Here is a 25,780-nt window from a genome sequence, read left to right as displayed (position 1 = left end):
ATAGGGAGCATTATTTTGACAGCGATATCTACAATAATCAGCATTTTATACTATCAAATTACGATAATGATAAAAAATAATCAACTGAAAATGAATAAATTACAAATTTATCAAAAATAAATACTACTAAATCGATAGATATTATATACTTATTTCTATATTTGCTCAACATTAATCATAAAGAAAAACAATGTTGAACAATTAAAACGCTAAAATCATGTCAATCTATTTTCAATATCCCACTATAGATGAATATCAGGCACTTACTTACCCTGTAAAACAGGAAAAAGAAGAATACCCATATTTAAAAAACGAAGATAGTTTAATTAAAGAACAGATTTTAGAATTGAGGGATTATTTGGCATTAAAACAATTATAAAAACAAGGCCAGTTGACCGATTGGAAGGTTGGGGTTTCATAAACTCTTTACAATGGTTCGAATCCATTACTAGGCCGCAAAGTGTATCTCATAGCACTTTACCTGATTCTGCTCAATCAGGTAAGATTTGGTTATCTTATATTTGTTTTGTTGTTAGCAAAGGCTATCCGCGAGGGATAGCCTTTAACTTTTATAAAAAAGTTACCCGCCACTTCCCTACTTTTAAATTGTTTTAAAGCGCAATTTTTGTGCTCATGGTTTAGGTCTGTTCCTGCTGTGCACTCCAATCTTTTTGGCAAAAACCTTCCAAGAATACAAAAAAACGGGGCCAAAAAGTATTTCCGTTTCCATCAGGGCTATTTGGCAGGTATGGTGTTTTTCAAAACCCTATAAAAAATTAATTATGGCACATGAATATCACAACATTTTTTTTTACAATTCGAAAAACTTTTTATTTCAAACTTGGTTATTTATATAATTCACATTATACTAATCTTTTACAGATTAATTTGTTTGGTTTAAAAAAGGGATTTATGGATATAAATCCCTTTTCTTTTATGCCAGTATTTTAAATCATATATTAGCCTGATCAACACGACAACCACTTTTAAATGAACCGAAAACATTTTCTTTCCTCATTTATTGCTGCTGCAACAGTATTTCCTGCGTTTAAAACTTTGGCCAATACGGTAGAAAATGAAAGTTCATCATTTAAAATCCCTCCCTATTTAAAACCTGGTGATACCATCGGAATAACCAGTCCGGCAGGTTATATTACTTTAGAACAGGTTCAGCCTTCAGTTTTACAGATGCAAAGCTGGGGTTTTAACATTAAGATTGGTGATACCATCGGTAAACGCGATTTCACTTATGGCGGAACAGATGAAGAAAGATTGGTCGATTTTCAGAAAATGCTTGATGATCCCGATATTAAAGCGATCATGTGTGCACGTGGCGGTTATGGTTTTGTAAGGATTATCGATCAGCTTGATTTTTCTTCTTTCAAAAAGAACCCGAAATGGATCATCGGTTTTAGCGATATTACGGTTTTACATTGCCATTTGGCAAAAAACTATGGCATTGCATCCATTCATTCAAAAATGTGCAACAGTTTCCCCGATGATTGGAGCAAGGCCGAACCGATACAGATTGAAACCATACTCTCTATAAAAAATGTGCTGATTGGCGAACAGATGGGCTACACCGCTCCTGTCAATATCAATAACCGGTTGGGAAAAACAGATGGCATTTTGGTTGGCGGAAACCTAAGCATTATTGAAACACTTGCCGGCAGTAATTCTGATCTGAACACTAAAAATAAAATTCTTTTTATCGAAGATACAGGCGAATACCTTTATAGTATCGACCGGATGTTATGGAACTTAAAGCGCAGTGGAAAGCTTAAAAACCTGAAAGGCCTGATTGTGGGTGGCTTTAAAGTTAAACCCGACGATGCCGGTGAAGAATTTGGTAAAACCATCTATGAAATTGTGCTGGAAAAAGTAAAGGAATATAGCTATCCCATTGCCTTTGATTTCCCTGTAGGCCATCAACGGAATAATTTTGCTTTAAAGTGCGGGGTAAACCATACCTTAATTGTTAACGAAACCGGGTCGGTATTACGGACGGTTTAGTTTATTATACTATTTATACTATCATAGACAGACTTTAAATAAAAAAACGTCATCTCGACCGGAGCATTGCGGAGTGCCCGCCTGCTTCGGGCACGGAGAATTCCATCTCGAGATAGATTTAGCTCCGCTGAGCCTTTGGTTTCTCGGCTACATTGCACTCCGCTCGAAATGACGACCTTATTTTCTTTTATCTCCCATTAAACGTCCTCTAGCGTTCAAAATAACATACAAACTTACTCTTCCCGTTAAAATCCAAAATCAACTCATCTCAAAGTTTAGACCTTTCGTCGCAGCATTTTCTACCTTCGTCTCAATTGTTAAAAAACGGCTTCAACCGGATATATTTTTGTGTTCAATAGTTCTATAGACACAAAAATTATTCGCCATGAGCAGATACATTAAATATATTGTTTTACTCATTTTGCTTGTTGCAGCTTACGCAACCAAAGCACAGGATATCCCCCAGGTTTGGGATCTGAAAACCTGCATCGAGTACGCCAAAGAAAAAAACATCAGCATTAATACTTTAAAGCTGAGTTCTCAAACAGCCGAACAGAACCTAATTGCCTCAAAAGCGGCTGTACTTCCAAATTTAACCGGAAATGTATCGCAGGCCATTACCAATTATAAATCCGGTTTACAAAACACCAGCGGTTTTGGTTTAAGTTCAGATCTTACACTCTATAACGGAAGTTATTTAAAAAACGACATTAAAGCTAAAGAACTCAGCTTACAAACTGCTAACTTATCAGTAGAAGCCGCTAAAAACGATATCACCATTTCCATTACACAGGCTTATCTAAACATTTTACTTGCAAGAGAAAACATCACCTATTTAAAAGATCTGCTAACCACCAGCGAGGCGCAGGTTAAACAATCTGAGCAACAGTTTAAATTCGGAACCATTGCCAAAAAGGACCTTTTGCAATTACAGGCAACCTATGCCAACGACAAATATACTTTAGTTACCGCGCAAAATACCTTACAACAGAACATTTTAACCCTAAAACAACTGTTGCAGTTACCTACAGCAACTGCTTTTGAGGTAAGCACAACCGATACCGTTGCTGTTGCGCCGGCATTGGATAACCTGGCTTCGGCACAGGATCAGGCATTGCGTACCCGTCCGGAAGTTAAAAGTGGTGAATTGAATATCCAGCTTCAAACTACCGAACTCGCCAAAGCCAAATCAACTTTGCGTCCTACTTTAAGTTTAGGCGGGTCGCTCAATACAGGTTACAGTAACAATAACCTGGGCAGTTATAGCTATCAGCTGAACAACAGTTTTTATCAGAATCTCGGTTTAACACTTTCTATCCCCATTTTCGACAGAAAAGTAACCAAAACCAATGTGGCAAAGGCCAATATCGGTATTGAACAGGCCCGTTTAGCACTTTTGGATACTAAAACCACATTGACTCAAAATGTAGAACGTGCATATATTAATGTACAAAATGCCAATAGCCAGTATGCCGCTGCGCAGGAACAATTTAATTATACCGGCGAAGCTTTACGGATTTCGAATGCGGCTTTAAAAGAAGGCACCAACAACATCGTAGAAAACCTGCAACAGAAAAATTTATATGTACAGGCTTTACAGGCCTTTGTTCAGGCGAAATATACAGCCAGTTTATATACCAAAATCTATAATTTTTACACCGGAGTTCCTATTACCAATTAAAATACATGATGATGGCTACCGCCTAGTCTATTTAATATTTGAATCATGAAAAAGAAAACAATATTTATTATCATCGGTATCGCAGTTGCATTATTTGCAGTTTGGTACTTCGCCCTGCGCAAAAAAGAACAGGTGGTTGTGCTCGAGACCGAAAAATCTAAAATGGGTTACATTTCTGAAAATGTTACCGCCACAGGTAAAGTACAACCGGTAGATACCGTTGCTGTGGGTACACAGGTATCAGGAACCATTAAAACGCTTTATGCGGATTTTAACTCAAAGGTTAAAAAAGGACAGTTACTGGCCGAACTGGATAAAACCCTGTTCGAGGCTACTGTAAATCAATACCAAGCTAATCTGGTGAGTGCACAAAGTGCATTGGTTTATCAGCAGTGTAATTTTAGCCGCCAAAGCAACCTGTATAAAGTTGGTGCGGTTAGCAAAGCTGATTATGATAATGCGCTGTACACTTATAATGCTTCAAAAGCTTCGGTTAACAGCATCAAAGCACAATTGGCCTCGGCACAAAAGAACCTGTCGCTGGCCAGTATTTATTCTCCGATTGATGGAACCGTGCTTTCGAGAAGTGTAAGTGAAGGAACAACCGTTGCAGCGAGCTTTAGTACACCAACTATTTTCAGTATTGCAAAAGATTTAACCAAAATGCAGGTAGAAGCATCTGTAGATGAGGCAGATGTAGGCGATATCTCAAAAGGCGAAAGGGCAACTTTTACCGTTGATGCCTTTTTAAACGATACTTTTAAAGGTACCATCCAGGAGATTAGGTTAAGTCCGTCCATTTCATCGAATGTAGTTACCTATAAAACCATTATCAATACCTCAAACGATGCGAACAAGCTAAAACCGGGCATGACGGCGAACATTACCATATTTACCAAAGAGGTAAACAATGCTTTGCTTATCCCAACCAAGGCCATAAAATTTGCACCAGACTCAACTTTGGCAGGCAAATATAAAATGACCTGGGTTAATCCGGATAGAAAGCCAGCCGGAGCCGATGAAGCTTACGTTTGGGTACAAAAAAGTCAGAAAGAACTGGTACAGAAAAAAATTAAAACCGGTATAAATGACAATACCCACGTAGAAGTTTTATCAGGATTAGCAGTGGCAGATGTCGTAATTACAGGTTCACAAAGCATGGGCAAAAGTGCAGCGGCAAATCAGGGTCAATCAAGTCCTTTTATGCCAAAACGTCCAAATAGAAGCGGGAGGAAATAATGGAACAGAAAATATTGGACATCCACGACCTCAAACGTGAATTCGTAATGGGCGATCAAACCGTTAGGGCCTTGAAAGGGATTAATTTTGACATCAAAGCCGGTGAGTTTGTAACCATTATGGGCAGCAGCGGCTCGGGTAAAACCACGCTCTTAAACATACTGGGGTGCTTAGATAAACCCACAGAGGGCAGTTATCTGCTTGATGGTGTAGATGTTAAAAGTTTAAATCGCGATGAATTAGCGGGTTTGCGGAACACTAAAATTGGTTTTGTTTTTCAGGCTTATAACCTGTTGCCAAGAACATCGGCCCTGGAAAACGTAGAGCTACCTTTATTCTATAACAAAACCATCACTGCTGAAGAACGTAAAGAAAGGGCTATTAAATCGCTCGAATCTGTTAAACTGGCCGAGCGTTTCGATCATACCCCGAGCCAGCTTTCAGGCGGTCAGCAGCAGCGTGTAGCCATTGCACGGGCATTGGTTAATCACCCGGTAATGATTTTGGCAGATGAGGCGACGGGGAATTTAGACACCCGTACCTCTTACGAAATTATGGCTTTGATGCAGGAATTAAATGCAGAGGGGAAAACGATTGTTTTTGTAACCCACGAACCCGACATCGCCGCTTTCAGTACCAGAACAATCATGCTTAGGGATGGTAAAATCCAAAAAGACAGCATTAACCAAAATCAGCGCTCGGCCAAAGAGGCACTTGCCAATTTGCCCGAATCTGATGATTACTAATTTTGAAAGATCATGAGCATTATAAATTTATTGAAAATTGCTTTCAGGGCATTAAAAAGGAATAAGCTACGTGCTTTTTTAACCATGCTGGGTATCATTATCGGCGTGGCCGCAGTAATTGCCATGATGGCCATCGGCGAAGGCTCCAAACAAAGCATCAGGTCGTCGTTATCAGGTATGGGTTCGAACATGATTACCATTATGCCGCAAAGTAATGAGCCCGGAGGTGTGCGTTTGCAGGGAAGCAGCATCCAGACCTTGAAACTGGAAGACATTACCGCCATAAAAAAGCTGCAATCTAAAAATATCAATGGTTTATCCCCCGTGGTTTCTACCAGCGGACAGGCGATTAAAGGAGGTTATAACTGGCCCACCACCATTACCGGAGTTAGTCCGGATTATTTAAATATCCGCCAGTTAAAGCTTCAGGATGGCATTCTTTTTTCCGAAAATGATGTAAAAAGTTTTGCCAAGGTTTGCCTTTTGGGTAAAACTGTTATAGATAATTTATTTCCCGACGGGAGCAATCCGATCGGGCAGATCATCAGGTTTAAAAATATTCCATTTCAGGTCATTGGTGTTTTAGAACCTAAAGGACAAAGTAATTTTGGTCAGGATCAGGATGATATTATCCTCGCGCCTTTCACCACCGTACAAAAAAGGATTACCGCAACCAATTACCTGCAAAGTATTTACGCCTCGGCAACAACCGAAGCTTCGAGCGCGGCTGCAACTACCGAAATTTCGGAGGCCATAAGGGAAAGTCACAGGTTAACTGCCGCCGAAACCGACGATTTTCAGGTGCGTACACAAGCCGAACTCATTAGTACCATTAGTTCAACCAGTAGTATGCTTACCGTTCTTTTAACCGCTATTGCAGGCATTTCGCTGTTTATTGGCGGCATTGGCATTATGAATATTATGTATGTTTCTGTTACCGAACGTACCCGCGAAATCGGTTTGCGTATGTCGATAGGTGCCCGGGGCCAGGACGTTTTAATGCAATTTTTAATAGAGGCCATTTTAATCAGTATTACCGGTGGTATAATCGGGGTGATTTTGGGTGTAAGTTCTGCTTATCTCATCTCCTACTTCTTAAACTGGCCAATTTTGATAGCCGAATCATCAATCATTATTTCCTTTGTTGTATGTGCCATTACAGGTGTTTTCTTTGGTTATTACCCGGCAAAAAAAGCTTCCAATTTAGATCCGATTGATGCATTAAGATACGAATAACACTAGCATCCCGGCTCAGGCCGGGATCTTCAGTCATTTAACACAATGTCTTTGATAAATCAAAGCGATGAAAACACTTTAAAAAACAATAACTTAGCGATGCAAAGCGCCAAAGAAAAAATAATGACGATTAATTTCTCCAAAAAGTGGATAAAAATCACCCTGCACATCCTGGTATGGGTAGTTTTGATCACTTTACCCTATATTATTAATGCTAACAGGAGCCGGCCACCACACCACCTCAGTAATTATGAAGAAAATCAGTTTCTGAGGTTAAATTTCATTAGCTATTTCTATTGGATTGCTATATTTTACCTGAATAACAAGGTTTTAATGTATTTTTTCTTCTATCAGAAAAAATATTTCTGGTACGGGTTATCACTCTTAGGTTGTTTACTTCTGGCCATTTCCATTCATTCTACGTTATTTAAAATTCTGTTACCCGATTTCGATTTTAACCTTGGCCGTACACTTTGGTTCAATACACCCACATTTCTGCTCACTATTGCAGCCAGTACCGCTTTTACCATGATATCAGACCGGATCAGGGAAGAAAAAAGATCTTTACAACGCGAACAGGAAAACATGAAAACCGAGCTTTCATTTTTACGTTCACAAATCAGTCCGCATTTTATTTTCAATGTTTTGAACAACATTGTGGCTTTGGTAAGGCTAAAAAGTAATGAACTGGAACCTACAGTAATGAAATTATCGGGTTTGATGCAATATATGCTTTATGAAACTGACGAAGAAAAAGTATCGATCAAAACTGAAACTGAATACCTGCAGGCTTATATCGACCTGCAAAAACAGCGTTTTGGCAAAAAAGTAATCATAGAAACGAACATCGACATTGAAAGTGAATTTGATGAAATAGAACCGATGTTATTGATCCCTTTTATCGAAAACGCTTTTAAACATGGTGTTGGGATGATCGAAAACCCACAGATTTTTGTTGATCTAAAAACAGAAAACGAACTTTTAACGTTTACTGTTCGAAATAAGTTTAACGAAGATGAGAATGAAATAAAAGATGCGGCATCGGGTATTGGTCTTGCAAATGTAAGCAGACGCTTAAACCTGCTGTATGGTAAAGAACACCAATTAAAAATAGATAAAAAGGACGGTTGGTTTAATGTAAACCTCACTTTAAAATTAACGGTATGATAAAATGTTTAGCCATTGATGATGAGCCTTTAGCCCTGCAATTACTGGCTGATAACATTAGCCGCATTCCATTTTTAGATTTAGTGGCCAGTTGCGATGACGCCTTTGCAGCCAATAAGATGATGCAGGAACAGTCGATCGATCTCATTTTTATTGATATCCAAATGCCCGGCATTACCGGATTGCAGTTTATACAAAGTTTGGTTAAAAAACCAATGGTGATTATTGTAACCGCCTATAAGCAATATGCTTTAGATGGTTTTGCACTTGATGTGGTTGATTATTTAATGAAACCGGTATCGCTAGACCGTTTTATGAAAGCCTGCAACAAGGCGAAAGATCTTTACGAACTTAAACAATCTGCCGAACACAGTAACCTGCCCAAACAGGATTATATGTTTGTAAACGTGGGTTATAGTTTAATGAAAATCAGTTTTGATGACATAACTTATGTTGAAGGGCTTAAAGATTACATCCAGATCCATACTTCATCAAGCCCAAAAGCTGCCGTAGTGCGCATGGGCATGAAAAATGTGGAAGATCAGTTGCCCATATATTTCGAACGGATCCATAAATCATTTATCGTAAATATCAACAAAGTAACTGCTATCCGGAAAAATGCATTATTTATAGCGGATAAGGAATTGCCGGTAAGCGACAGCTATAAACAGGTAATTGAAAAGTTGATTAAATAATTTCGTATTTTTGATTATACAACAATTGTTATGACCATAATCGCACATCCTAAAAACAAAAAACAAGAAGCTGCAATTGAAGCTGTTTTAAAAGCTTTAGATGTAACTTTTCAGAAAGAAGAAGAAAGTCCTTACAATCCTGAATTTGTGGCCAAGATAAAAAAGAGCCTGTATGATGTTAAGAAAGGGAATTACATCACTTTAGATCCTAGTAAATCAATATGGGAAAATTTAAAGTAGTTGTATCAGAAAGAGCTCAAAAGAATTTACTTGCCATTGAGAAATCAGGAGATAAAGGTTCTATCAAAAAGGTTAATCAAATTATTGAAGAACTTTATGAACATCCTGAAACTGGAGTAGGAAATCCAGAAAAATTAAAATATGATTTATCCGGATTTTGGTCGAGGCAAATTAACAGAAAAGATAGGCTTATTTATCTAATTGAAGACGAAATCGTTACCGTAACTATAATCTCCGCGCTAGGTCATTACGGTGACAAATAACCTCCATTCTTCTTTGTCATTCTGAACGCAGCGAAGAATCTTTTTAAAAGACTTAAATAAAAATAGTCGTCATCTCGATTGAAGCGCAGCGAAATGCCCGCCTGCATCGGGCAGGGAGAGATCTGCCTCAGAATAGATTTCTCGACTACGCTCGAAATGACGGTAACCAATTGGAAGTTAGTTCGGTGTTAACACCATAAAGATCCTTCACCTGCGCTCAGGATGACAGCTTTAATAAAGAAGCACGCAGCAAAAACCTCTTAAACCGTTTTCACTTCATCTTCACTATAATCTTTAATATCGGTAATATAACCGTTAATCAAAAGGAAATCGAATAAAGGTTTTGCTTCGGGGGTAACCGGCATATTTGCTGTTGTAATCACCTGATTAGTCTTCTTATCCAGGAAAGGATAGGCAAATAAGCGTACATTGGTATTGAACATATCGTTCACATAACTCAATAACTGGCCTGAATAGTTTTCGCCGCTAAAGTTTTTAGAGTTGAATACAAATTTCAGGTTATTGATGTTCGTGGCCAAACCAACACTTTTCGGCTTGCACCTGGCCAAATATTTCGCCAAACGGTTATGCCGCGTAAAATTAGAAACAATTACAATATTTCCTGTATCGCACATTTCCTGGGCACGTTTGGCAACCGACTCCAAATCAATATCATCAGGCGTTTCCTGGGCATCAGTTAACACATTGGTAAGCAAAACCTCGATCATCACCGCCAAATTCCCTTCCTCTACTTTGTTGGTGCGTTTAAACTGATCTGTGGCTTTATTAAATAAGTTAAAGTTGGGTAACGATTTCTGTCCGTATTTAGTCCGAAGGATCATGATATCTTTCTTATACAAAAGATCTTTAGCCTGGCGCGGGTGTGCATCTGCATCAAAAATAGCCGCAGCAGAGAAATCTTTCATAATCATATACAGATTAAGCAAAATATTATCCACTTCGGGAAAAGCCGGACCTTTAACTGAAATCAGATCAATTTCTACCGATCCAATGGTTAAATTATCGGCCAACGATTCGACCATTAATTTTGGATCCTGATAATGATAAAAAGCAGCATAAAGTAAGTTTACACCGATTATACCCAAAACACGCTGTTGCATATTTACATCGGTATCCAACAAACGTACATGGAAAAATATTTCGTTTGGAGAGCCTCCCGGTTCGCTTTGAAAACGGAGTCCAACCCAGCCATGCGGTTCGTTTGTACGTTTATAGTTCAGGGTGGTAACGGTATCGGCAAAGGCAAAAAAAGTACGACTTTCGTATTTTTCGCCCGATAAACGTTCGTTAAGCAAACCAAATTCGTGATCGAGCATCTGCAAAAGGCGGTTCTGACTTACGTAACGGCCATTGCTTTCTGCTCCGTAGATGGCGTCGCTAAAAGTCATATCATAAGCCGACATTGTTTTGGCCACCGTTCCGGATGCTGCCCCAGCATTAAAAAAGTTCCGTGAAACTTCCTGCCCCGCCCCGATCTCGGCAAAAGTACCGTAAATTCGTGGGTCAAGGTTTATTTTTAGTGCTTTACGCTTTGTATCCAGAATTTCTCGCTCCATGCCGCAAAAGTACAAAAAATGAGATTAAGGTGATTTTAAGAATGTAACTTAAAATCAATCTAAATACTGTCCCATCAGTCATCTCCACCGAGTCGTCCTCTCGACTGGAGCGCAGCGGAATGGAGAGATCTATCTAGAGATAGATTTCTCGACTGCCTGCGTTGCACTCCGCTCGAAATGACGAACCGCAGGAGTGGTGTATAAAAAATAAGGTTAATGCCATCCGGCATTAACCTTATAAAACCTAAACCTAAATGATTATGATAACCTGCACCGGCTTTTCAATCGCATCTACCCAACTCTCGGGCCAGATGCAAGCCTCATAACCCTTAAACCAAACTATTATGAAAAATCCTCTTACGAGAATATCTTTATTACGATACTACAATTTCTTTATGTTGTAACTTAGCATCGTCTTTTTTTGCAATGTTGATCGATAAAATACCGTCTTTATATTCAGCAGTAATGTTATCGCCATCAGCGCTATCAGGTAAATTAAATGATCTGGCGAATGAGCTATAATCAAATTCTTTACGTGTAAAATCTTTAGCTACCTGGGTTTCGTCTTTTTTAACTTCTGCCCAAACAGAAAGGGTATCTTTTTTTAAATTAATCTGGAAATCTTCTTTTTTTAAGCCCGGTGCAGCCAATTCGATCACGTAAGCAGTTTCATTTTCGTGGATGTTTACATTTGGCGATTTGTCAACCGATTTGTTTTTAGTTATTGCATCGCTAAACAATGAATCAAAAACATTGTTAAAGTAAGGAGCTGTGTTACGGGTTCTGTTGTTAAAATTTACTAGTGTCATATCGCTTATTCTTTATTTTTTTTAATTTTTAAATTGATAATTCATCTTATTCAACTTACATACCAAACCAAATATTTATGAATTTTAAGACATTTTGGCAAAACAAATCAAAAAATAAAGACAAATTGACAGAAATCAAGTCTTTTTCAGACAAATTCAACTATAAAACCAATATTCATTTACGTTTTATCGATTTTGATATGATGGGACACGTAAACAATTCGATCTATTTTACGTACCTCGAAATTGCCAGAACGAAGTATTGGGAAGAAATTATAAAGTGGGACTGGAAAAAAACGGGGATTGTGATTGCCCATGCCGAAATTGATTATATTTTACCGATTGTAGCAAACGATAAAATTGCCATACACGTCAAAACATCGAGAATTGGCACAACAAGTTTCGACCTGGATTATCAGATTGTTAAGCTAAAAGGAAGCGAAGAAGTGATATGCAGTAAAGGAAAAACGGTTTGTATTGCAGTTGATTATGTTACGGGAAAACCAACCGCTATTCCGGAAGAAGAGAAACAAAAGATGTTGGGGTTTGAACAATTATAAAAATGCTAGTCGTCATGCTGAATTTATTTCAGCATCTTAATATAAAAAGCTAACATTAAGACCCTGAAACAAGTTCAGGGTGACGAATATTAATCAGGCATAATTTTTCCGGGGTTTAAAATCCCATTAGGATCGAAAACATTTTTAATCCCACGCATTAAATTAAGGTGGATTTCGGAATATTTAATTGGCATAAACTCTTTTTGAACCAAACCAATTCCGTGTTCGCCAGATAGCGTTCCACCTAAAGCCGTGGTTAATTCGAATATTTCGGAGATACCGAATTTAAGTTTGTTTTTCCAGTCTTCATCGCTCATTCCGGCTTTGATGATGTTTACATGCAGGTTTCCATCTCCGGCGTGCCCATAACAAACACTTTCGAAACCATATTTCGCACCAATTTCTTTAATGCCTTTAACCAGTTTTGGTAAGGCTGCACGCGGCACAACGGTATCTTCTTCCTTATAAACCGAATTTGACTTTACCGACTCGGCCATGGTTCTGCGCATGCGCCAGAGTTCTTCTTTTTGAGCCGCGGTATCTGCAAATAAAACTTCCGTGCAATTGTGCTCTTCTAAAACGAGATTGGTTTTCTCGCAGTTTTTAAAAATATCATCCAGATCGTCGCCATCAAATTCAATCATTAGTAATGCAGCAACATCATCTTTTAAATCAAATTTAATGTCGTCGAATTTAATTACCCACTCCACTCCTTTCCGCTCCATAAATTCTAATGCCGATGGTGTAACCCCGGCTCTAAAAATCGCTGAAACAGCAGCGCAGGCATCTTCATTATTACTAAAGGAGCCCATCATTAAAACCGACTGGCTTGGTTTAGGCAAAAGTTTGGTCACAATTTTAGTCACCACACCCAGAGTACCTTCCGAACCGATCATTAATTGGGTTAAATTATAACCCGATGCATATTTCAAGGTATTTGCCCCCGTCCAGATGATATCGCCATTAGGCAATACCACTTCCAGGTTCAGGATATATTCGCGGATTGTTCCGTATTTTACTACTCTTGGTCCACCAGAGCCATGCGCTACATTACCACCGATAAAGCAGGATCCTTTACTGCTCGGATCAACCGGATATAAAAGTCCTTTTTCTCCAACAGCGTTTATAAATTCCTCTGTAATCACACCAGGTTCAACAATGGCCTGCAGGTTTTCGGTATCGATACCTATAATCGCTTTAAACTTCTCCATTGATAAGGAAACACCACCATAAACAGGTAAAGCAGCACCGCTCAACCCCGTACCACCTCCCCGGGGCGTTACCGGCACATGATGTTCATTACAGATTTTAAGCAATGCAGAAACTTCGTCGGGAGAAGTTGGTTTTACTACAATTTCGGGCTGATAACGTAAATCTTCGGTCTCATCGTGACTATACTGATCTAAACTTTCAGCATCAGTAAAAACTTTATCAGCGCCTATCGCTGCTTTAATTGCTGCTAAAATTTCAGGGTTTATCTTGGTGAAGTTCATTTTACTTAGCTGATGTATAGGATAGTTTAACAAAAGAATGCCCGATTTGGCCAGGCATGGGTGGATTTAATTTTTTCACGCTAACATTAACCGTATCAACAAAAGGATACAGCGCAATTACTTTAGAAATGATATTATTTAAAACGGTTTCTAAAAGCTTCTGTGTATGTTTCATTTCCGCGAGGATGATATTGTTCAGTTCTTCGTAATTTACTGTTTGTGCCAGTTCATCATCAAAACCCTGCGGCGTAAATTCTGTTTCCAGATCTACAACAAAATGATTTCCGGTTAATTGCTCTTCGGGATAATAGCCATGAAGGGCAAAACATTTTACATCTTTAAGTGCTACGGTTTGTTTTAAATGACTCATGTATGTTTTGTAAGCTGCAAAATTAATTTTTTATTCACGAATATAATGCCCCTTGCCGTAAATTGTTACCTTTGAAATTAACGCGATTTCTTAACCAGATAACACGAAATTACATGAGCAAATCAGCAAAAAAGGACCTTTATGAGGCACCAGACTATTATTTATTAGACGAACTGTTAACCGATGAGCATAAATTAATCCGCGCAACGGCCAGAGATTGGGTAAAAAAAGAAGTCAGCCCCATCATTGAAGATTATGCACAAAAAGCAGAATTTCCAAAACATTTAATAAAGGGCCTTGCTGATATCGGTGCTTTCGGCCCCACCATCCCTGTAAAATACGGTGGCGCAGGCTTAGATTATACTGCTTATGGGATTTTGATGCAGGAAATTGAACGTGGTGATTCTGGCATTCGTTCTACCGCTTCGGTGCAGGGATCGCTGGTGATGTACCCGATTTATGCTTATGGCACAGAAGAACAGCGTAAAAAATATCTTCCGAAACTGGCCAGCGGCGAAATGATGGGCTGCTTTGGTTTAACAGAACCTGATCACGGCTCTAACCCGGGCGGAATGGTAACAAACATTAAAGATGCAGGGAACCACTATATATTAAATGGTGCCAAAATGTGGATCAGCAACGCTCCGTTTGCAGATATTGCCGTGGTTTGGGCAAAAGACGAATCAGGCAAAATCAGGGGGATGGTGGTAGAACGTGGCATGGAGGGATTTTCGACGCCAGAAACACATAATAAATGGAGTTTACGTGCTTCGGCAACCGGCGAGTTGGTTTTCGACAATGTTAAAGTGCCCAAAGAAAATATTTTCCCCGAAATAAGCGGATTAAAAGGTCCATTAGGTTGTTTAAACCAGGCCCGTTATGGCATTGCCTGGGGTGCATTGGGCGCTGCAATGGATTGCTATGACACCGCTTTACGTTATTCAAAAGAACGCGTGCAATTCGGAAAACCTATTGGGGGTTTCCAGTTACAGCAAAAAAAACTGGCCGAAATGGTGACTGAAATTACCAAAGGTCAACTATTAGTTTGGAGACTGGGCGTACTAAAAAGCGAAAACAGGGCTTCGGCGGAGCAGATATCAATGGCCAAAAGAAACAGTGTCGAAATTGCATTGGATATTGCCCGCAATGCCCGCCAGATGCTGGGTGGAATGGGAATTACCGGTGAATATTCGATTATGCGACACATGATGAACTTAGAATCGGTAGTAACCTATGAAGGTACACACGATATACATTTACTGATTACCGGAATGGACGTAACGGGATTAAACGCTTTTAAATAAAAATGATTAAAAAACTTACGCTCTCAATTTGCCTTCTCTTAATAATGGTGGGCTTTGCCATTGCACAGAAAGGAAAAGTAACCATTAACCCGCAACTGCCGAATTGGTTACAGAAAGTAAATGTTGTGAATAATAAGCCTGCTTATAAAAATATTCAGGACGGGTATTATCTTTTCCTTATCGAAAAGCAAAACAACCTCGAAAGTAAAGAACAATATTCGCATATCATCAGAGAAATCAGTAACAGTACCGGGGTTCAAAATGGATCTGAAATATCGGTTTCCTATGATCCTAGCTACGAGAAACTTGTTTTTCATCAACTCACTGTATGGCGCAACAATCAACCAATAAATAAACTCAGTTTACAAAATTTCAAAATCCTTCAGAACGAAAAAGAGCTTTCAAGGTTTATATACAGCGGCTTATATACAGCTTACCTGATTTTGGATGACATTAGAAAAGGCGACCGCATAGAATATGCCTATACCATCCAAGGCAGCAATCCGGTGTTTCCTAAATATTCCAATACCATTTATTTCGAGGGAAACAGCCAGATTGTTAATGTATACAATAATCTCATTTTTAAACCAAACAGGACTATACGGACAAAGAATTTTAATGCTGTTCCTCCCCTTAAAAAATCGGTTGCTAATGGCTTAAATGTTTTTGAATGGCAAAACTCCATGACAAAAACCTACCCTGCAAACGATTTTGAGCCATCTGATTACGATCCTTTAGCAAGAGTGCAGGTGTCGGAATACAACAGCTGGCAGGAAATTGTTGACTGGGGATTAAGTTTACAACAAAATTATTCGAAAAACTCAGCCATCATAAACGAAAAAGTTGCAGAACTAAAGCTCAAAGCAAAAGGAAATAAGGAAAAATACCTTGAGCTGGCAACCAGGTTTGTACAGGATGAAATCAGGTATATGGGCATCGAAATTGGCGAGTATTCACATCGGCCAAACAGCCCCGAAAAAATATTAAAACAACGTTACGGCGATTGCAAGGATAAATCTACCCTATTGTGCCAATTGTTAAAAGCAAATGGTATTAATGCTTATTCGGTATTTTTAAATACCTACCTTAAAAAGGAAACAGCTTCATTATTGCCCAGCCCCAGTGTATTTAACCACGAAACGATAGTTGTAGAGCTTGACGACAGAAAAATATACATCGACCCTACTGTTTCAAATCAGCGCGGTCCAATTTTGAATACCTGTTATCCTTATACGGCAAAGGTATTAGTTGTAAAAGAAGGTAATAAAGAGTTAAGCGAAACCAAACAGGAAAATCTTGGTAAATTAAAATCGTTGGTGGTTTTTAATGTGGAAGATACTTCATCGACGAGTAAATCAACACTCACCATTACCAGCGAGTACTCCAATAATTATGCTGATAATTTCAGGGAAGAGTTAAATAACAGCGGTGCTGATAACATTGAAAAATCGTACATAAAATATTATTCAAATCTTTATCCAGGCTTAATGATAAAGGAGCCCATAGAAATTGATGATAATGAGGTTGAAAATATTGTTAAGGTAACTGAACGTTATGAGATAGACAGTTTATGGACACGTGGCGAAAGCGATCAGTCGAAACGGATAGCTTACTTTTATGGCGACCTGATTAATGATCAGGTGATATCAATCAAGAAATTTAGAAATGCTCCGCTCCTATTAAAATTTCCCTGTACCATCGAACAGGAGGTGAGGATTATCCTGCCAGAAGTTTGGAATTTTGAAGATGAAAATATTAAAATAGACAATGATAACTATAGGTTTTTATACACAGCTAACGCGAAGTTCAATACTTTAACACTAACCTATTATTACCAAAATTTTAACGATTCGTTGCAGCCAACCAGCATAAACGATTATATAAAAGACAGTAAAGAGATTATCAACACCTTAACTTACGGCATCTATTGGAAGGGCAATGCTAATATTGCAACCGGTGGGCTAAATCTTAAACTGCTCGCTGTTGCATTTCTAATACTTTTATTAACCACCTTTATTGCTTTTTATCTCTACACCAGAAAAACAGCTTTCGACATCGAATCTATCAAAAACGCATGGAAATTAGGCGGTTGGCTGGCTATACCCGGCATCGGAATTACTCTTAACCCAATTATTATTCTGGTTTCTACAGTAAAAGAAAACATCTATTCAGATAAGATTTGGGAAGGAATTCAATCAAACCCACACTCGTTCCTGCTTCACGCCAGTGTAATCTTTACCATCGTATTTAATGTGATTTTATTTGTTTTTAGCATTTTTATATTGGTTTCCTTCTATAAAAGGAGAGATTTTTTCCCGAAATACTATATTATTTTCCTTATTTTTTCATTCGTTGTAACCTTATTAGATACTGTTGGAAGTATTTACATCCATAAACTGATAAATAATGAAGCTTTAAATCCTTCAGAATTTAATTCTGTAATAAGAATTGGTATTTTTGCAGCCATTTGGATTACCTATTTCTTAAAATCAGAGCGTGTTAAACAAACCTTTGTGTTTTCTTATCCCGATGCTGCCTGGAGAAATGCTGTAATTAAGGATTTAAATGAAAACTTCAGGATTAACAATCTCGAAAACAATATTACTAATAAGCAAGAAACAACAGATACAGACGATCATGAAAGACTTTAAAAAATATACCTACATACCTGCCCCTCCCGAAGAAGTTTATTTAGCACTGACCAAAGATATTAGCATAAAACTATGGACAGGTGCCGAAGTGGAGTTTGAAGAAGTGCCGGGAACCGAGTTTTCTTTCTGGGATGGTGATATTACCGGCAAAAACATCGAATTTACTTACGGTAAACAGATTGTGCAGCAATGGTATTTTGGCGAAGAAAATGAAGCTTCTATCGTAACCATCAAATTGCACGAAGATAAAAAAGGAACCTCACTGGAATTCAGACAAACAAATATCCCGGATGAAGATTATGAAGATTTTACTGAAGGTATCCAGGAATATTTCCTCGGCGGACTGGTTGATTTCTTTGACGAATAAACCAAAATAAAAAATGAAACCTAAAATTATCGCTCTTTCTTCTTTACTTTTCCTTACTGCTTTTACTTCCTGTACATCCTATCTTACCCCGGCAATTATGGGTAACAACATGGGATATATACCAAAGGCAATGGGTGCAGATAGTATTAAAACATTAACAACCATATCAGCAAGTTATGCTGGTTCAATTTCGCCCAGTGCTGGTACTGATTTCTCATTCGGAATGGCGAATATAAGCCAGTCGCACACTTTCGAAAAATGGAACATTTCTTATGGCGCTTTCGGTTATGCAGGAAAGGCATCGGGTGGAGATATTGATAACAGTGCAGAAAATTTAAAAAATTATCTCCCGTCATTTAAGAAATCCATCAGTGGCGCCGGGTTAAGATTTTCTACAGGACTTCACAATACTTCGGCTAACGGGAATACAGACTTTAGATACATTAATTTTGAAAATGCCCTTAGCTTTGAGGGTGGTGATTATACCAAATTCAGACAAGAGGTTTATAGCAACCATATCCCCGATTATGTATCGGTTAGCAATAAAAAAACCATTTGGGCAACGGGATTATCTACAGAAGTGATTTGGAGAGCCAGGCGTGATCATGAAATCCGACATGCTTTTAGGCTTTTCATTGGCGGTACGCCAAATTTCGCAAATAGCTTCAGATCTGGTTCCAAAACAATTGATGTCATAAGAGGAAAAAATTCGATGGGCTGGGTTTTTAACTATTTCCTCTATATACATCGATTTTCGCTTTCGTACGAAATGGCTGATAATGTAAATTATGCCCAGAAAATAAGTTTTGGTTATTCGTTTCGATAAAACATAATGACAGTAATACTGTTCTGATATAAATTAAATAATCATGAACAAAACAGTAGGACTAGTATTAATTGTGATTGGCATAGCCATGTTAATATGGACTGGCTTTAGTTATACCAAAAAAGAAAAAATTGTTGATGCAGGCCCTATCCAGATCTCTGCCGATAAGGAAAAATCTGTTAATTGGCCTCCCTATGCCGGTGGTATCATTTTAGTTGCAGGCGTAATTGTGTTTGTTGCAGCTAAAAATAAGAAGTAATTTATCCTGGCATTAATATACTTTAATAAAAAGACCCGTCATTGCGAGGAGGTACGACGAAGCAATCTTTCCTGCCAGCGATTATAGCGAGAAAGATTGCTTCGTCGGCTGAAAAAGCCTTCTCGCAATGACGAGTCTTGGAGACTTACACATCGCCCTGGAATTTCTCTGTCAGTAATATTGATTTTTATGCAATAAATTATTCCTCGAAATGACGACAGCGCAGGAGCTGGCTGTTGTCTACAAATCATTAAAAAAAGCACCGTTATCAACCTCGCTGCACTCCGCTCGAATTACAGTATTATGAGCGATTTATTTACCCCTATTCCTTTACCTATGCCTTTATTGCAGGTATTTTCATGTATTTCCTAAAATACAATGCCTAATTATTAATAAGCAAAACTCTGACAATCAACAACTTAATTTAAACTCAAATAATTTTCGCAACATAGTTGCAAAAATATCAATCTTTATTTTGCAACATAGTTGCAATTAACTAACTTAGTGCTGTTGCAACCGGGGATAAGCCGAAAACCCGTAACCACCAGTAGGCATCAACAGTAATCAATTATTTTATGAAAAATCAATCAGAAAAAATCACTTTGAGTTTGGAAGACCTTCAATTAGAGAGTTTCGTAACCAGTATCGATAGCGAAGTGGCTATGCGTTTATCAGGCGGTTTGGGTAATGTATCAGAGCCTACCCACACCGAGCAAACAGATGACCATCATACGCCACCTGTTAAATGTACCACTGTTATTTGTTAGTTAATAACGGGTGTTTTCATCTCAAGGCGCTTTAGGGCGCCTTGTTTGGTTAAACGATAGGCGTAATGCGGTTGGCGATTGGCGCTAAGCGATTTGAGTTCGGCTAACCAGTTAACCCCCTGAGCGTAGTCGAAGGGTAACCAGTTAACCCAAAAACCTCCACAAATCCCGCTTTAATTAATAACCGGATCTGCTGAACCACTTTATTTTGTAATTCAACTAAACACTTTTCAGTTGGATTCTCGTCAAAAAGAATAGATTGAATCAATTTCACAAGCTCCACTCCTTTTATGCACTCCTTCTCCATCCCATTTAAAATCATTGCTGCAAATACACCAATCTGTAATTCTTTTATTCCATTTCCTTCGCTGATCAGTAAAAGGGTATTTTGATCATTTACCTCGTACCGGAAAAGTTCTACATGCCCGCTTAACCCAAAAGATTTTTCCATCAAAGCCTGATCAGTTATCAATAAGCTATCGTTGGCCATTTTTCGCATATACTTATGCTTTTGTTCGAAACTGAAATAACCTTTATGCCTTTTCCATAAATCAATCAAATCACTTTCCAAATCGAATACCTTTTGAATTTCTTTACTGTTAATCTTTGATATTTCTGATTGAAGTTTTACTTTAAATTCATTAATGTCTTTGACATCAAAAAATGTTGAATCAACAGCATTTAATTTTTCTAATACTCTCTTATAATACCTGGAAAAAACTGCTTGTTTAACCAGCTTTCTACTGAATCTATCTTCAAAAATGGATTTTTCATTGTTTTCGGGCAATTTTGGAGCCAATATGCTATTCATTTGTTCTCCCCTCAAAACGTTGATGATAATATAACCAATACCTGATTTCCCCGAGAGCAATCCATAATCATCACACCCGCACGATACGTAGGTATTATAACTATTTGTTTTTTGATGTAGTCTCTTTGCCTCATCCAGTATGGAAATGATTTGGGCTTCCATATTACGGTTTAATAAAAATGGGATCATACCGCAATAACCACTAACTAATGTAAAATCAGTCCGGTCGAGTTTTTCAAAATCACCGATACAGCGCTTCAAAACATTGTTACAATCTATTTTATATTGTTTCTCTTTTGTGAACTGATATGCTTTTTGCCTTGTAATTCCTATTCCGGCAGCACCGTGTGCCCAGGCATTTACATCGGTCATTTCGGACAAAAAAGTTTGTAGTTTCCATTTATGCACATCGGGTTTATTTAAGCGATGCGGTCCCAGGCGCAGATCAAGCCAGTTTTTCGCAGGCTCATCATAATATTGCATCTCATATTTTAAGGCCTCTTGTGCAAGATAGATCAATCCATCAGATTTAAAATATCCGCCAACCTGCATTAAAACCCAGCCAATGCCCGATGCACCATGAGAAAAACCGGTCATACTATCATAAGCTTTTTTCGAGCTGGAGTAATCCCACTTTAGGCCCTGTTCTGAGATCCGTGCTTCTGTAATCAGTCTTTCAATTAGGAAATTGACCATATTTAGTACTTTAGCATGATGCGTGTGATGATAAAGCAAGGTCAACAGCAATAAATTACCACTATAACCGCTTAAAAGATCGGCTTTCAATAAAACTTCCGTTAATTCCTTTTGATTAGACAAAGTAAGTTCGAGTGCTTTTTCTTTGTAAAAAGTTTCGCCTGTAGCCTCGAAAGCTTTTAAACAGGTATAAATTACACCACCCAATCCGGTATAAAGTGCAAAAAATTTCGGATGCACTACTTCATCGTCATTTAAAATGCGACGCATCCCTTTATCCACTACCTTTAAAAGCTTAATATCCCCATCAAATTGAAATAATTCCAAAAAGAACAGGATAATACCACAGTTACCATTAAAAAGATCATAACTTTCCCTAAACTCATATTCATCGGGATTAACATAAAACGGTGTCGGCCACCAGATTTCATACTCATTTTCTCTAAGGGTGGAAATTAATTCTCTATGGATTTCATAGAGCTGTTCTTTCAGTTTATCGGTCTCTTCCGTGCTAAACATATTCAGGATCGCTGGATAGAATTTTCATGTATAACTTGCAAACAGGCTATCATAACGTGCATAATGTAGGCCTCTTCATAGTTAGAAATGCCCAAACGGTTATTGTTCATGTGCATAAAGCTGGAGATTACCTGGAATAATATATCTTTTTTGAAACCAGCATTTTGATACAAGCGTATCACTTGATTAGTGTTTGATAAATAATCCATTAAATTATCTTCCGCAATACCTTGGTTAAGCTCCTGCCAAAAATGATATGCGGCCAGAGCTGTCTGGTTTTTCTGAGATGCAAAAACTTGTTCAAACTGGTTTAACCAAAAAATGCGTTGTTCTTCTCCTGGATCAGTCGGATTGTACAACTTTGGCAGCCAGCCTTCTAAAAAGAAATTACACAACTCTGTTAACGCTTCTTTTTCCCATTTTAAAGTATGCAATAAAGCCAGGTGTAATTTTATCGCCTGAATGGCAGGCTGTTGATTTATTTCTTTTTTAGTAATCCAATTCAATACATAGTTAGAAGAGCATTCAAAATATTGCTCAGCCCATTTTATACTTTCGCGATTTCCATAGCGGTCGATTTCCGGTTCATATTGAGCGATTTGAAGAGATTTAATACCTGTATTTCCTAATTTTAACCTCTTAATGATCTCATCGTGCTCAATTTTTGGAGTTTTTAACCTTAAACGGATATGATCTCCGCCTTCCCAATAGCGGATAAAAAACCAGGGATTATGCCATTGCCGGATAAAAGGATGTACAACCTGTTTTAAAATTTCGTCGGCATTTTCTTGATAAAAAATATACAACGACAACCATTTTTCTTCTTGTTTCTTCATCAGCCGATCAGTTATTGTACCATTGGATGAGGTATTCGCGCACCGTATGCTCATCAGGTTTTGGGAAAACCTCTTCTAGAGTGATATATTCTCCTGCTCTTAAAAGGAGTTTTTTGAACATCCCTACTAGCAAAGGACTATCAAAAGAAAGATATTGTGGTTTATAATCATCGTGCAGGCCCTCCCGTTTTCCATCTGACTTTGCCTGATAGGCACGTTTTCGCAGAAAAATAAAAAATGCTGTTGGTATTTTATTCCTACCAAGCCAGTTATTTAACCTGATAAAATAAGTGAAGTCTGACTCAGCAGGCCCCTGAACAGGGATAATTTCGGTTTTGATCCGCCATGTTTTACGCCTGATGATCACATTTTCGGCATAAACAATCCTCGGTAGCACAAATATATCCGGCGCCCGAACAGGGTGTTTATCTATATAAAACTGATCAACCAATTGAATAAAGGGCTGTAACGATACACGGGCATCCGGATTGAAATGTGCAAGTAGCTGGTAAAGATTAGAGCGGTTATAAAAAGACTCCAAACTTAAATCGTAACTAAACAATTCTGAATCGCCAGCATGTAATGTAAGAACTTTCTTTTTTTTATTATACCGAACCTGTAAGTTGCGGATATTAAATCGTTGAGCTAATGGATAGATATTATTTCCGCCGGGAAGCTCTAGTTCATGCGCCAGAAGTGGTGGATGAATGTTAGCATTAAATGTTGAGGCATCATTAAGCTCTACTTTAATCTGATCGGGAAAAAGCTTTTCGTTATGCTGAACAAAACTTTTCTTAACCTTTTCATCAAATAATGATAAAAACCTCCCGCTTACCTTACCCATACCAGGCAAAAGCGCATTGATCACCCCCGAAAATCCATCTTTATGATCAGAAAACTGCACAAAAATGCCCAATGACGATTTATGCGCTAAAGACTCACTATTTGGCAGATCTGCGAAAAAATCAGAATTAAATTGCAGCAGCGCTTCATTGGCATCATTTAATTGAGCAAGTTTTGATAAAACAGCGACTTTCCAATGACTGAGGGCTAAAAAATCAGCTTCTTCCTGTAATTTACCCTCTTTTTCGGGCTTTTTAACGTGAAAATAATAGTCTTTATAAAAAGTAGTTAAAGCTACGGCTTCATCATTTGGATAATGCTGCAAAAAGAAATCAAGCATTTTTTCGCGTTCTTTCCTCATTACATCAAGTGGAAGCAAATACCCTATCAATTCATCTGTTTTTGATGTAAAATCTTTAACAGGCTGCTCAGGAAGCGCTAAATTTTCTGAAGTAAAACAGTCTTCGTAAAAAATATGCCTGGCCGAAAAATAATAGGGAATAAACTTATTTATTAAAAACGTATTTGCTTCAGGACTCCTGGCCACCAATTTCTGATCAGATGCAGCGGTGTAGAAAGGAAGTCCGGCTTCTTGCTGTAATATCGCAAAAACGGCATTTAGCTCCTTCTCCGCTTTCTGAAGAATATGATACCTAGCAAGAGGACCAGCCAATTGATATTCCACCCCATAATTTTTCAAGTGTTCAAAAAGCGAAATAATTGGTAAAACTGAAGGTTCTTTGTCTTTTAAGGCCGTAAGAAAAACCAACAGTTTATCATCCCATTGCTCATCCATTCCTGAAAATCCCAGGTTCATTTCGAGCATTCCCGCCTCCATCAACTTAATCAGGTAAATTTTTATGCTTTCGTACTCGCCATTCTCCAAATATCCGGCACAATAATGAATTAATTTTTCCAGGGTAACCAAATCGCGACCACTATTAAAATACTCATAAACAAGCAATTGCAAACCATTTGCATTGATCTGCTGAAAAGATTCTATATTATTATAATTGCTCAAAAAACAGATCTTATCGTTCTTAATTTTTGCAGTTAAATTCAGTTTAACCAACAAATGCTCATTTAATAAGGGGTGTTTTTTGATAATGGCTTTAAGATATTCGAATAAGGTGTTGTTTAATTTTAACCGGCTTTTTACCTGAGGAACAGTTCCCGGGCGCTCAAACGAATCTCCCTGATCCAAAGTCATTAGACCCGTATAGGTAAAACTGCTAAATGGCGAAGTTTTAAAAGCCATTCTGCTGAGGTATCTCAACAAACTGAATAGAATGCGTTGCTCCTTTTGTTTAAAGTTTTTGCTATCTTTTTTAACGAAACTGTTTAGCTGTTCGTAAAGTAAAGGACTGGATAATAAAAGTCCATTCTGCAATTCAGGATTTAGCGCCAATTGTTGCAAATATTTACGCTGAAGATTTTGTACCTCCTCGAATTTTTTCGCATTTTCATCAAGGAAAAACGCCAACTCTCCTGCTTTATCAAGATAACTTCTCAAGTCATTTCTTATGCTTTCGGGTAAGTGAACAATATGCTCATTATTGATCTTTTTATCATTGAATACCTGTCTTTTAATGTTAATTAACTGCTGTCTTACTTTATCATCCTGCTGCTGAGTGATGATGGGATATAGTGCCTCGCAAAAGTTATTTTTTAACTGTTCTTTTTCATTAATGTGCTTTTCTAAAGATTTAAGCAAATGTTCGGTTTCTTTTAACTTCAAATTGTCGAAATGTTGATGGTGTAATCCGGTATAACGCACCAATGAATAAGGAAAAATCTGTAAGCTCATATTGA

Annotated in this window: 24 protein-coding genes; 17 read left to right on the top strand and 7 right to left on the bottom strand. The window is 38.0% G+C overall.

The window, feature by feature from the left end:
- Positions 1-217: 217 nt before the first annotated feature.
- The 10 genes from DRW42_RS28765 to DRW42_RS11020 all read left to right on the top strand — a co-directional run bounded on the left by DRW42_RS28765 (position 218) and on the right by DRW42_RS11020 (position 9,280).
- Complete coding sequence (locus tag DRW42_RS28765; RefSeq protein ID WP_158544326.1) at positions 218-379, top strand: hypothetical protein; 162 nt, start codon at positions 218-220, stop codon at positions 377-379.
- 611 nt (positions 380-990) lie between these two features.
- A complete protein-coding gene (locus DRW42_RS11060) occupies positions 991-2,013 on the top strand; it encodes a S66 peptidase family protein (RefSeq protein ID WP_113948891.1) in 1,023 nt (340 codons plus the stop codon).
- Between the two features lie 385 nt (positions 2,014-2,398).
- Positions 2,399-3,694, top strand: coding sequence for a TolC family protein (locus tag DRW42_RS11055; protein ID WP_113948890.1), 1,296 nt, complete (start codon positions 2,399-2,401; stop codon positions 3,692-3,694).
- A gap of 45 nt (positions 3,695-3,739) precedes the next feature.
- Positions 3,740-4,933: an efflux RND transporter periplasmic adaptor subunit gene (locus tag DRW42_RS11050; RefSeq protein WP_167437803.1), complete on the top strand. Its 1,194-nt coding sequence runs from the start codon at positions 3,740-3,742 to the stop codon at positions 4,931-4,933.
- Positions 4,933-5,679, top strand: coding sequence for an ABC transporter ATP-binding protein (locus tag DRW42_RS11045; protein WP_113948888.1), 747 nt, complete (start codon positions 4,933-4,935; stop codon positions 5,677-5,679). Before DRW42_RS11050 ends, DRW42_RS11045 begins: the two co-directional genes overlap by 1 nt.
- 12 nt (positions 5,680-5,691) lie before the next feature.
- Positions 5,692-6,915, top strand: a complete 1,224-nt coding sequence (locus DRW42_RS11040) for an ABC transporter permease (protein WP_113948887.1) — start codon at positions 5,692-5,694, stop codon at positions 6,913-6,915.
- A gap of 45 nt (positions 6,916-6,960) precedes the next feature.
- Entirely contained in the window at positions 6,961-8,082 is a 1,122-nt protein-coding gene (locus DRW42_RS11035; protein ID WP_113948886.1) for a sensor histidine kinase, read from the top strand.
- Entirely contained in the window at positions 8,079-8,777 is a 699-nt protein-coding gene (locus tag DRW42_RS11030; protein WP_113948885.1) for a LytR/AlgR family response regulator transcription factor, read from the top strand. The genes DRW42_RS11035 and DRW42_RS11030 overlap by 4 nt, the downstream gene beginning before the upstream one ends.
- Positions 8,778-8,807: 30 nt before the next feature.
- Positions 8,808-9,017 (top strand): DUF2683 family protein, encoded by a 210-nt coding sequence (locus tag DRW42_RS11025; RefSeq protein ID WP_113948884.1) that lies wholly within the window; start codon positions 8,808-8,810, stop codon positions 9,015-9,017.
- A complete protein-coding gene (locus tag DRW42_RS11020; protein WP_113948883.1) occupies positions 8,999-9,280 on the top strand; it encodes a Txe/YoeB family addiction module toxin in 282 nt (93 codons plus the stop codon). The genes DRW42_RS11025 and DRW42_RS11020 overlap by 19 nt, the downstream gene beginning before the upstream one ends.
- A 260-nt stretch (positions 9,281-9,540) precedes the next feature.
- Here DRW42_RS11020 and DRW42_RS11015 read toward each other — a convergent pair whose 3' ends face one another.
- Positions 9,541-10,857: a nicotinamide mononucleotide adenylyltransferase gene (locus DRW42_RS11015; protein WP_113948882.1), complete on the bottom strand. Its 1,317-nt coding sequence runs from the start codon at positions 10,855-10,857 to the stop codon at positions 9,541-9,543.
- 374 nt (positions 10,858-11,231) lie between these two features.
- Complete coding sequence (locus DRW42_RS11010; RefSeq protein WP_113948881.1) at positions 11,232-11,666, bottom strand: Hsp20/alpha crystallin family protein; 435 nt, start codon at positions 11,664-11,666, stop codon at positions 11,232-11,234.
- Positions 11,667-11,743: 77 nt separating this feature from the next.
- Between DRW42_RS11010 and DRW42_RS11005 the strand changes: the two genes are divergently transcribed.
- Positions 11,744-12,226 (top strand): acyl-CoA thioesterase, encoded by a 483-nt coding sequence (locus DRW42_RS11005; protein ID WP_113948880.1) that lies wholly within the window; start codon positions 11,744-11,746, stop codon positions 12,224-12,226.
- 89 nt (positions 12,227-12,315) lie between these two features.
- On the opposite strand, the gene DRW42_RS11000 is transcribed toward DRW42_RS11005, so the two are convergent.
- Positions 12,316-13,719 (bottom strand): FAD-binding oxidoreductase, encoded by a 1,404-nt coding sequence (locus tag DRW42_RS11000; protein ID WP_113948879.1) that lies wholly within the window; start codon positions 13,717-13,719, stop codon positions 12,316-12,318.
- A gap of 1 nt (position 13,720) precedes the next feature.
- Positions 13,721-14,089: a dihydroneopterin aldolase gene (folB, locus tag DRW42_RS10995; RefSeq protein WP_113948878.1), complete on the bottom strand. Its 369-nt coding sequence runs from the start codon at positions 14,087-14,089 to the stop codon at positions 13,721-13,723.
- 113 nt (positions 14,090-14,202) lie between these two features.
- Here folB and DRW42_RS10990 point away from each other — a divergent pair, with 113 nt between their 5' ends.
- The 6 genes from DRW42_RS10990 (at position 14,203) to DRW42_RS10965 (ending at position 20,263) form a co-directional block, all read left to right on the top strand.
- On the top strand, positions 14,203-15,393 hold the full coding sequence (locus DRW42_RS10990) for an acyl-CoA dehydrogenase family protein (protein ID WP_113948877.1): 1,191 nt from the start codon (positions 14,203-14,205) through the stop codon (positions 15,391-15,393).
- Positions 15,394-15,395: 2 nt separating this feature from the next.
- The gene (locus DRW42_RS10985; RefSeq protein WP_113948876.1) at positions 15,396-18,044 is read left to right on the top strand and encodes a DUF3857 domain-containing protein; all 2,649 of its coding nucleotides are present in this window, start codon (positions 15,396-15,398) and stop codon (positions 18,042-18,044) included.
- Positions 18,031-18,411, top strand: a complete 381-nt coding sequence (locus DRW42_RS10980) for an SRPBCC domain-containing protein (protein WP_113948875.1) — start codon at positions 18,031-18,033, stop codon at positions 18,409-18,411. The genes DRW42_RS10985 and DRW42_RS10980 overlap by 14 nt, the downstream gene beginning before the upstream one ends.
- A 13-nt stretch (positions 18,412-18,424) precedes the next feature.
- Positions 18,425-19,237, top strand: coding sequence for a hypothetical protein (locus DRW42_RS10975; protein WP_113948874.1), 813 nt, complete (start codon positions 18,425-18,427; stop codon positions 19,235-19,237).
- Between the two features lie 43 nt (positions 19,238-19,280).
- Positions 19,281-19,496 (top strand): hypothetical protein, encoded by a 216-nt coding sequence (locus DRW42_RS10970; RefSeq protein WP_113948873.1) that lies wholly within the window; start codon positions 19,281-19,283, stop codon positions 19,494-19,496.
- Between the two features lie 575 nt (positions 19,497-20,071).
- Complete coding sequence (locus DRW42_RS10965; RefSeq protein WP_113948872.1) at positions 20,072-20,263, top strand: pinensin family lanthipeptide; 192 nt, start codon at positions 20,072-20,074, stop codon at positions 20,261-20,263.
- Positions 20,264-20,366: 103 nt separating this feature from the next.
- Here the strand turns inward: DRW42_RS10965 and DRW42_RS10960 are convergent, their stop codons facing one another.
- Genes DRW42_RS10960 through DRW42_RS10950 form a run of 3 tightly spaced genes read right to left on the bottom strand, consistent with a single transcriptional unit; the run spans position 20,367 to position 25,775 of the window.
- Positions 20,367-22,289: a lanthionine synthetase LanC family protein gene (locus DRW42_RS10960; protein ID WP_113948871.1), complete on the bottom strand. Its 1,923-nt coding sequence runs from the start codon at positions 22,287-22,289 to the stop codon at positions 20,367-20,369.
- 2 nt (positions 22,290-22,291) lie between these two features.
- Positions 22,292-23,125, bottom strand: coding sequence for a thiopeptide-type bacteriocin biosynthesis protein (locus DRW42_RS10955; RefSeq protein WP_158544325.1), 834 nt, complete (start codon positions 23,123-23,125; stop codon positions 22,292-22,294).
- A gap of 7 nt (positions 23,126-23,132) precedes the next feature.
- On the bottom strand, positions 23,133-25,775 hold the full coding sequence (locus tag DRW42_RS10950) for a lantibiotic dehydratase (RefSeq protein ID WP_113948869.1): 2,643 nt from the start codon (positions 25,773-25,775) through the stop codon (positions 23,133-23,135).
- Positions 25,776-25,780 lie beyond the last annotated feature (5 nt).

The sequence above is a fragment of the Pedobacter miscanthi genome (assembly GCF_003315595.1).
Classification (GTDB): Bacteria; Bacteroidota; Bacteroidia; order Sphingobacteriales; family Sphingobacteriaceae; genus Pedobacter; species Pedobacter miscanthi.
This window is presented reverse-complemented; position numbering and strand designations above follow the sequence as displayed.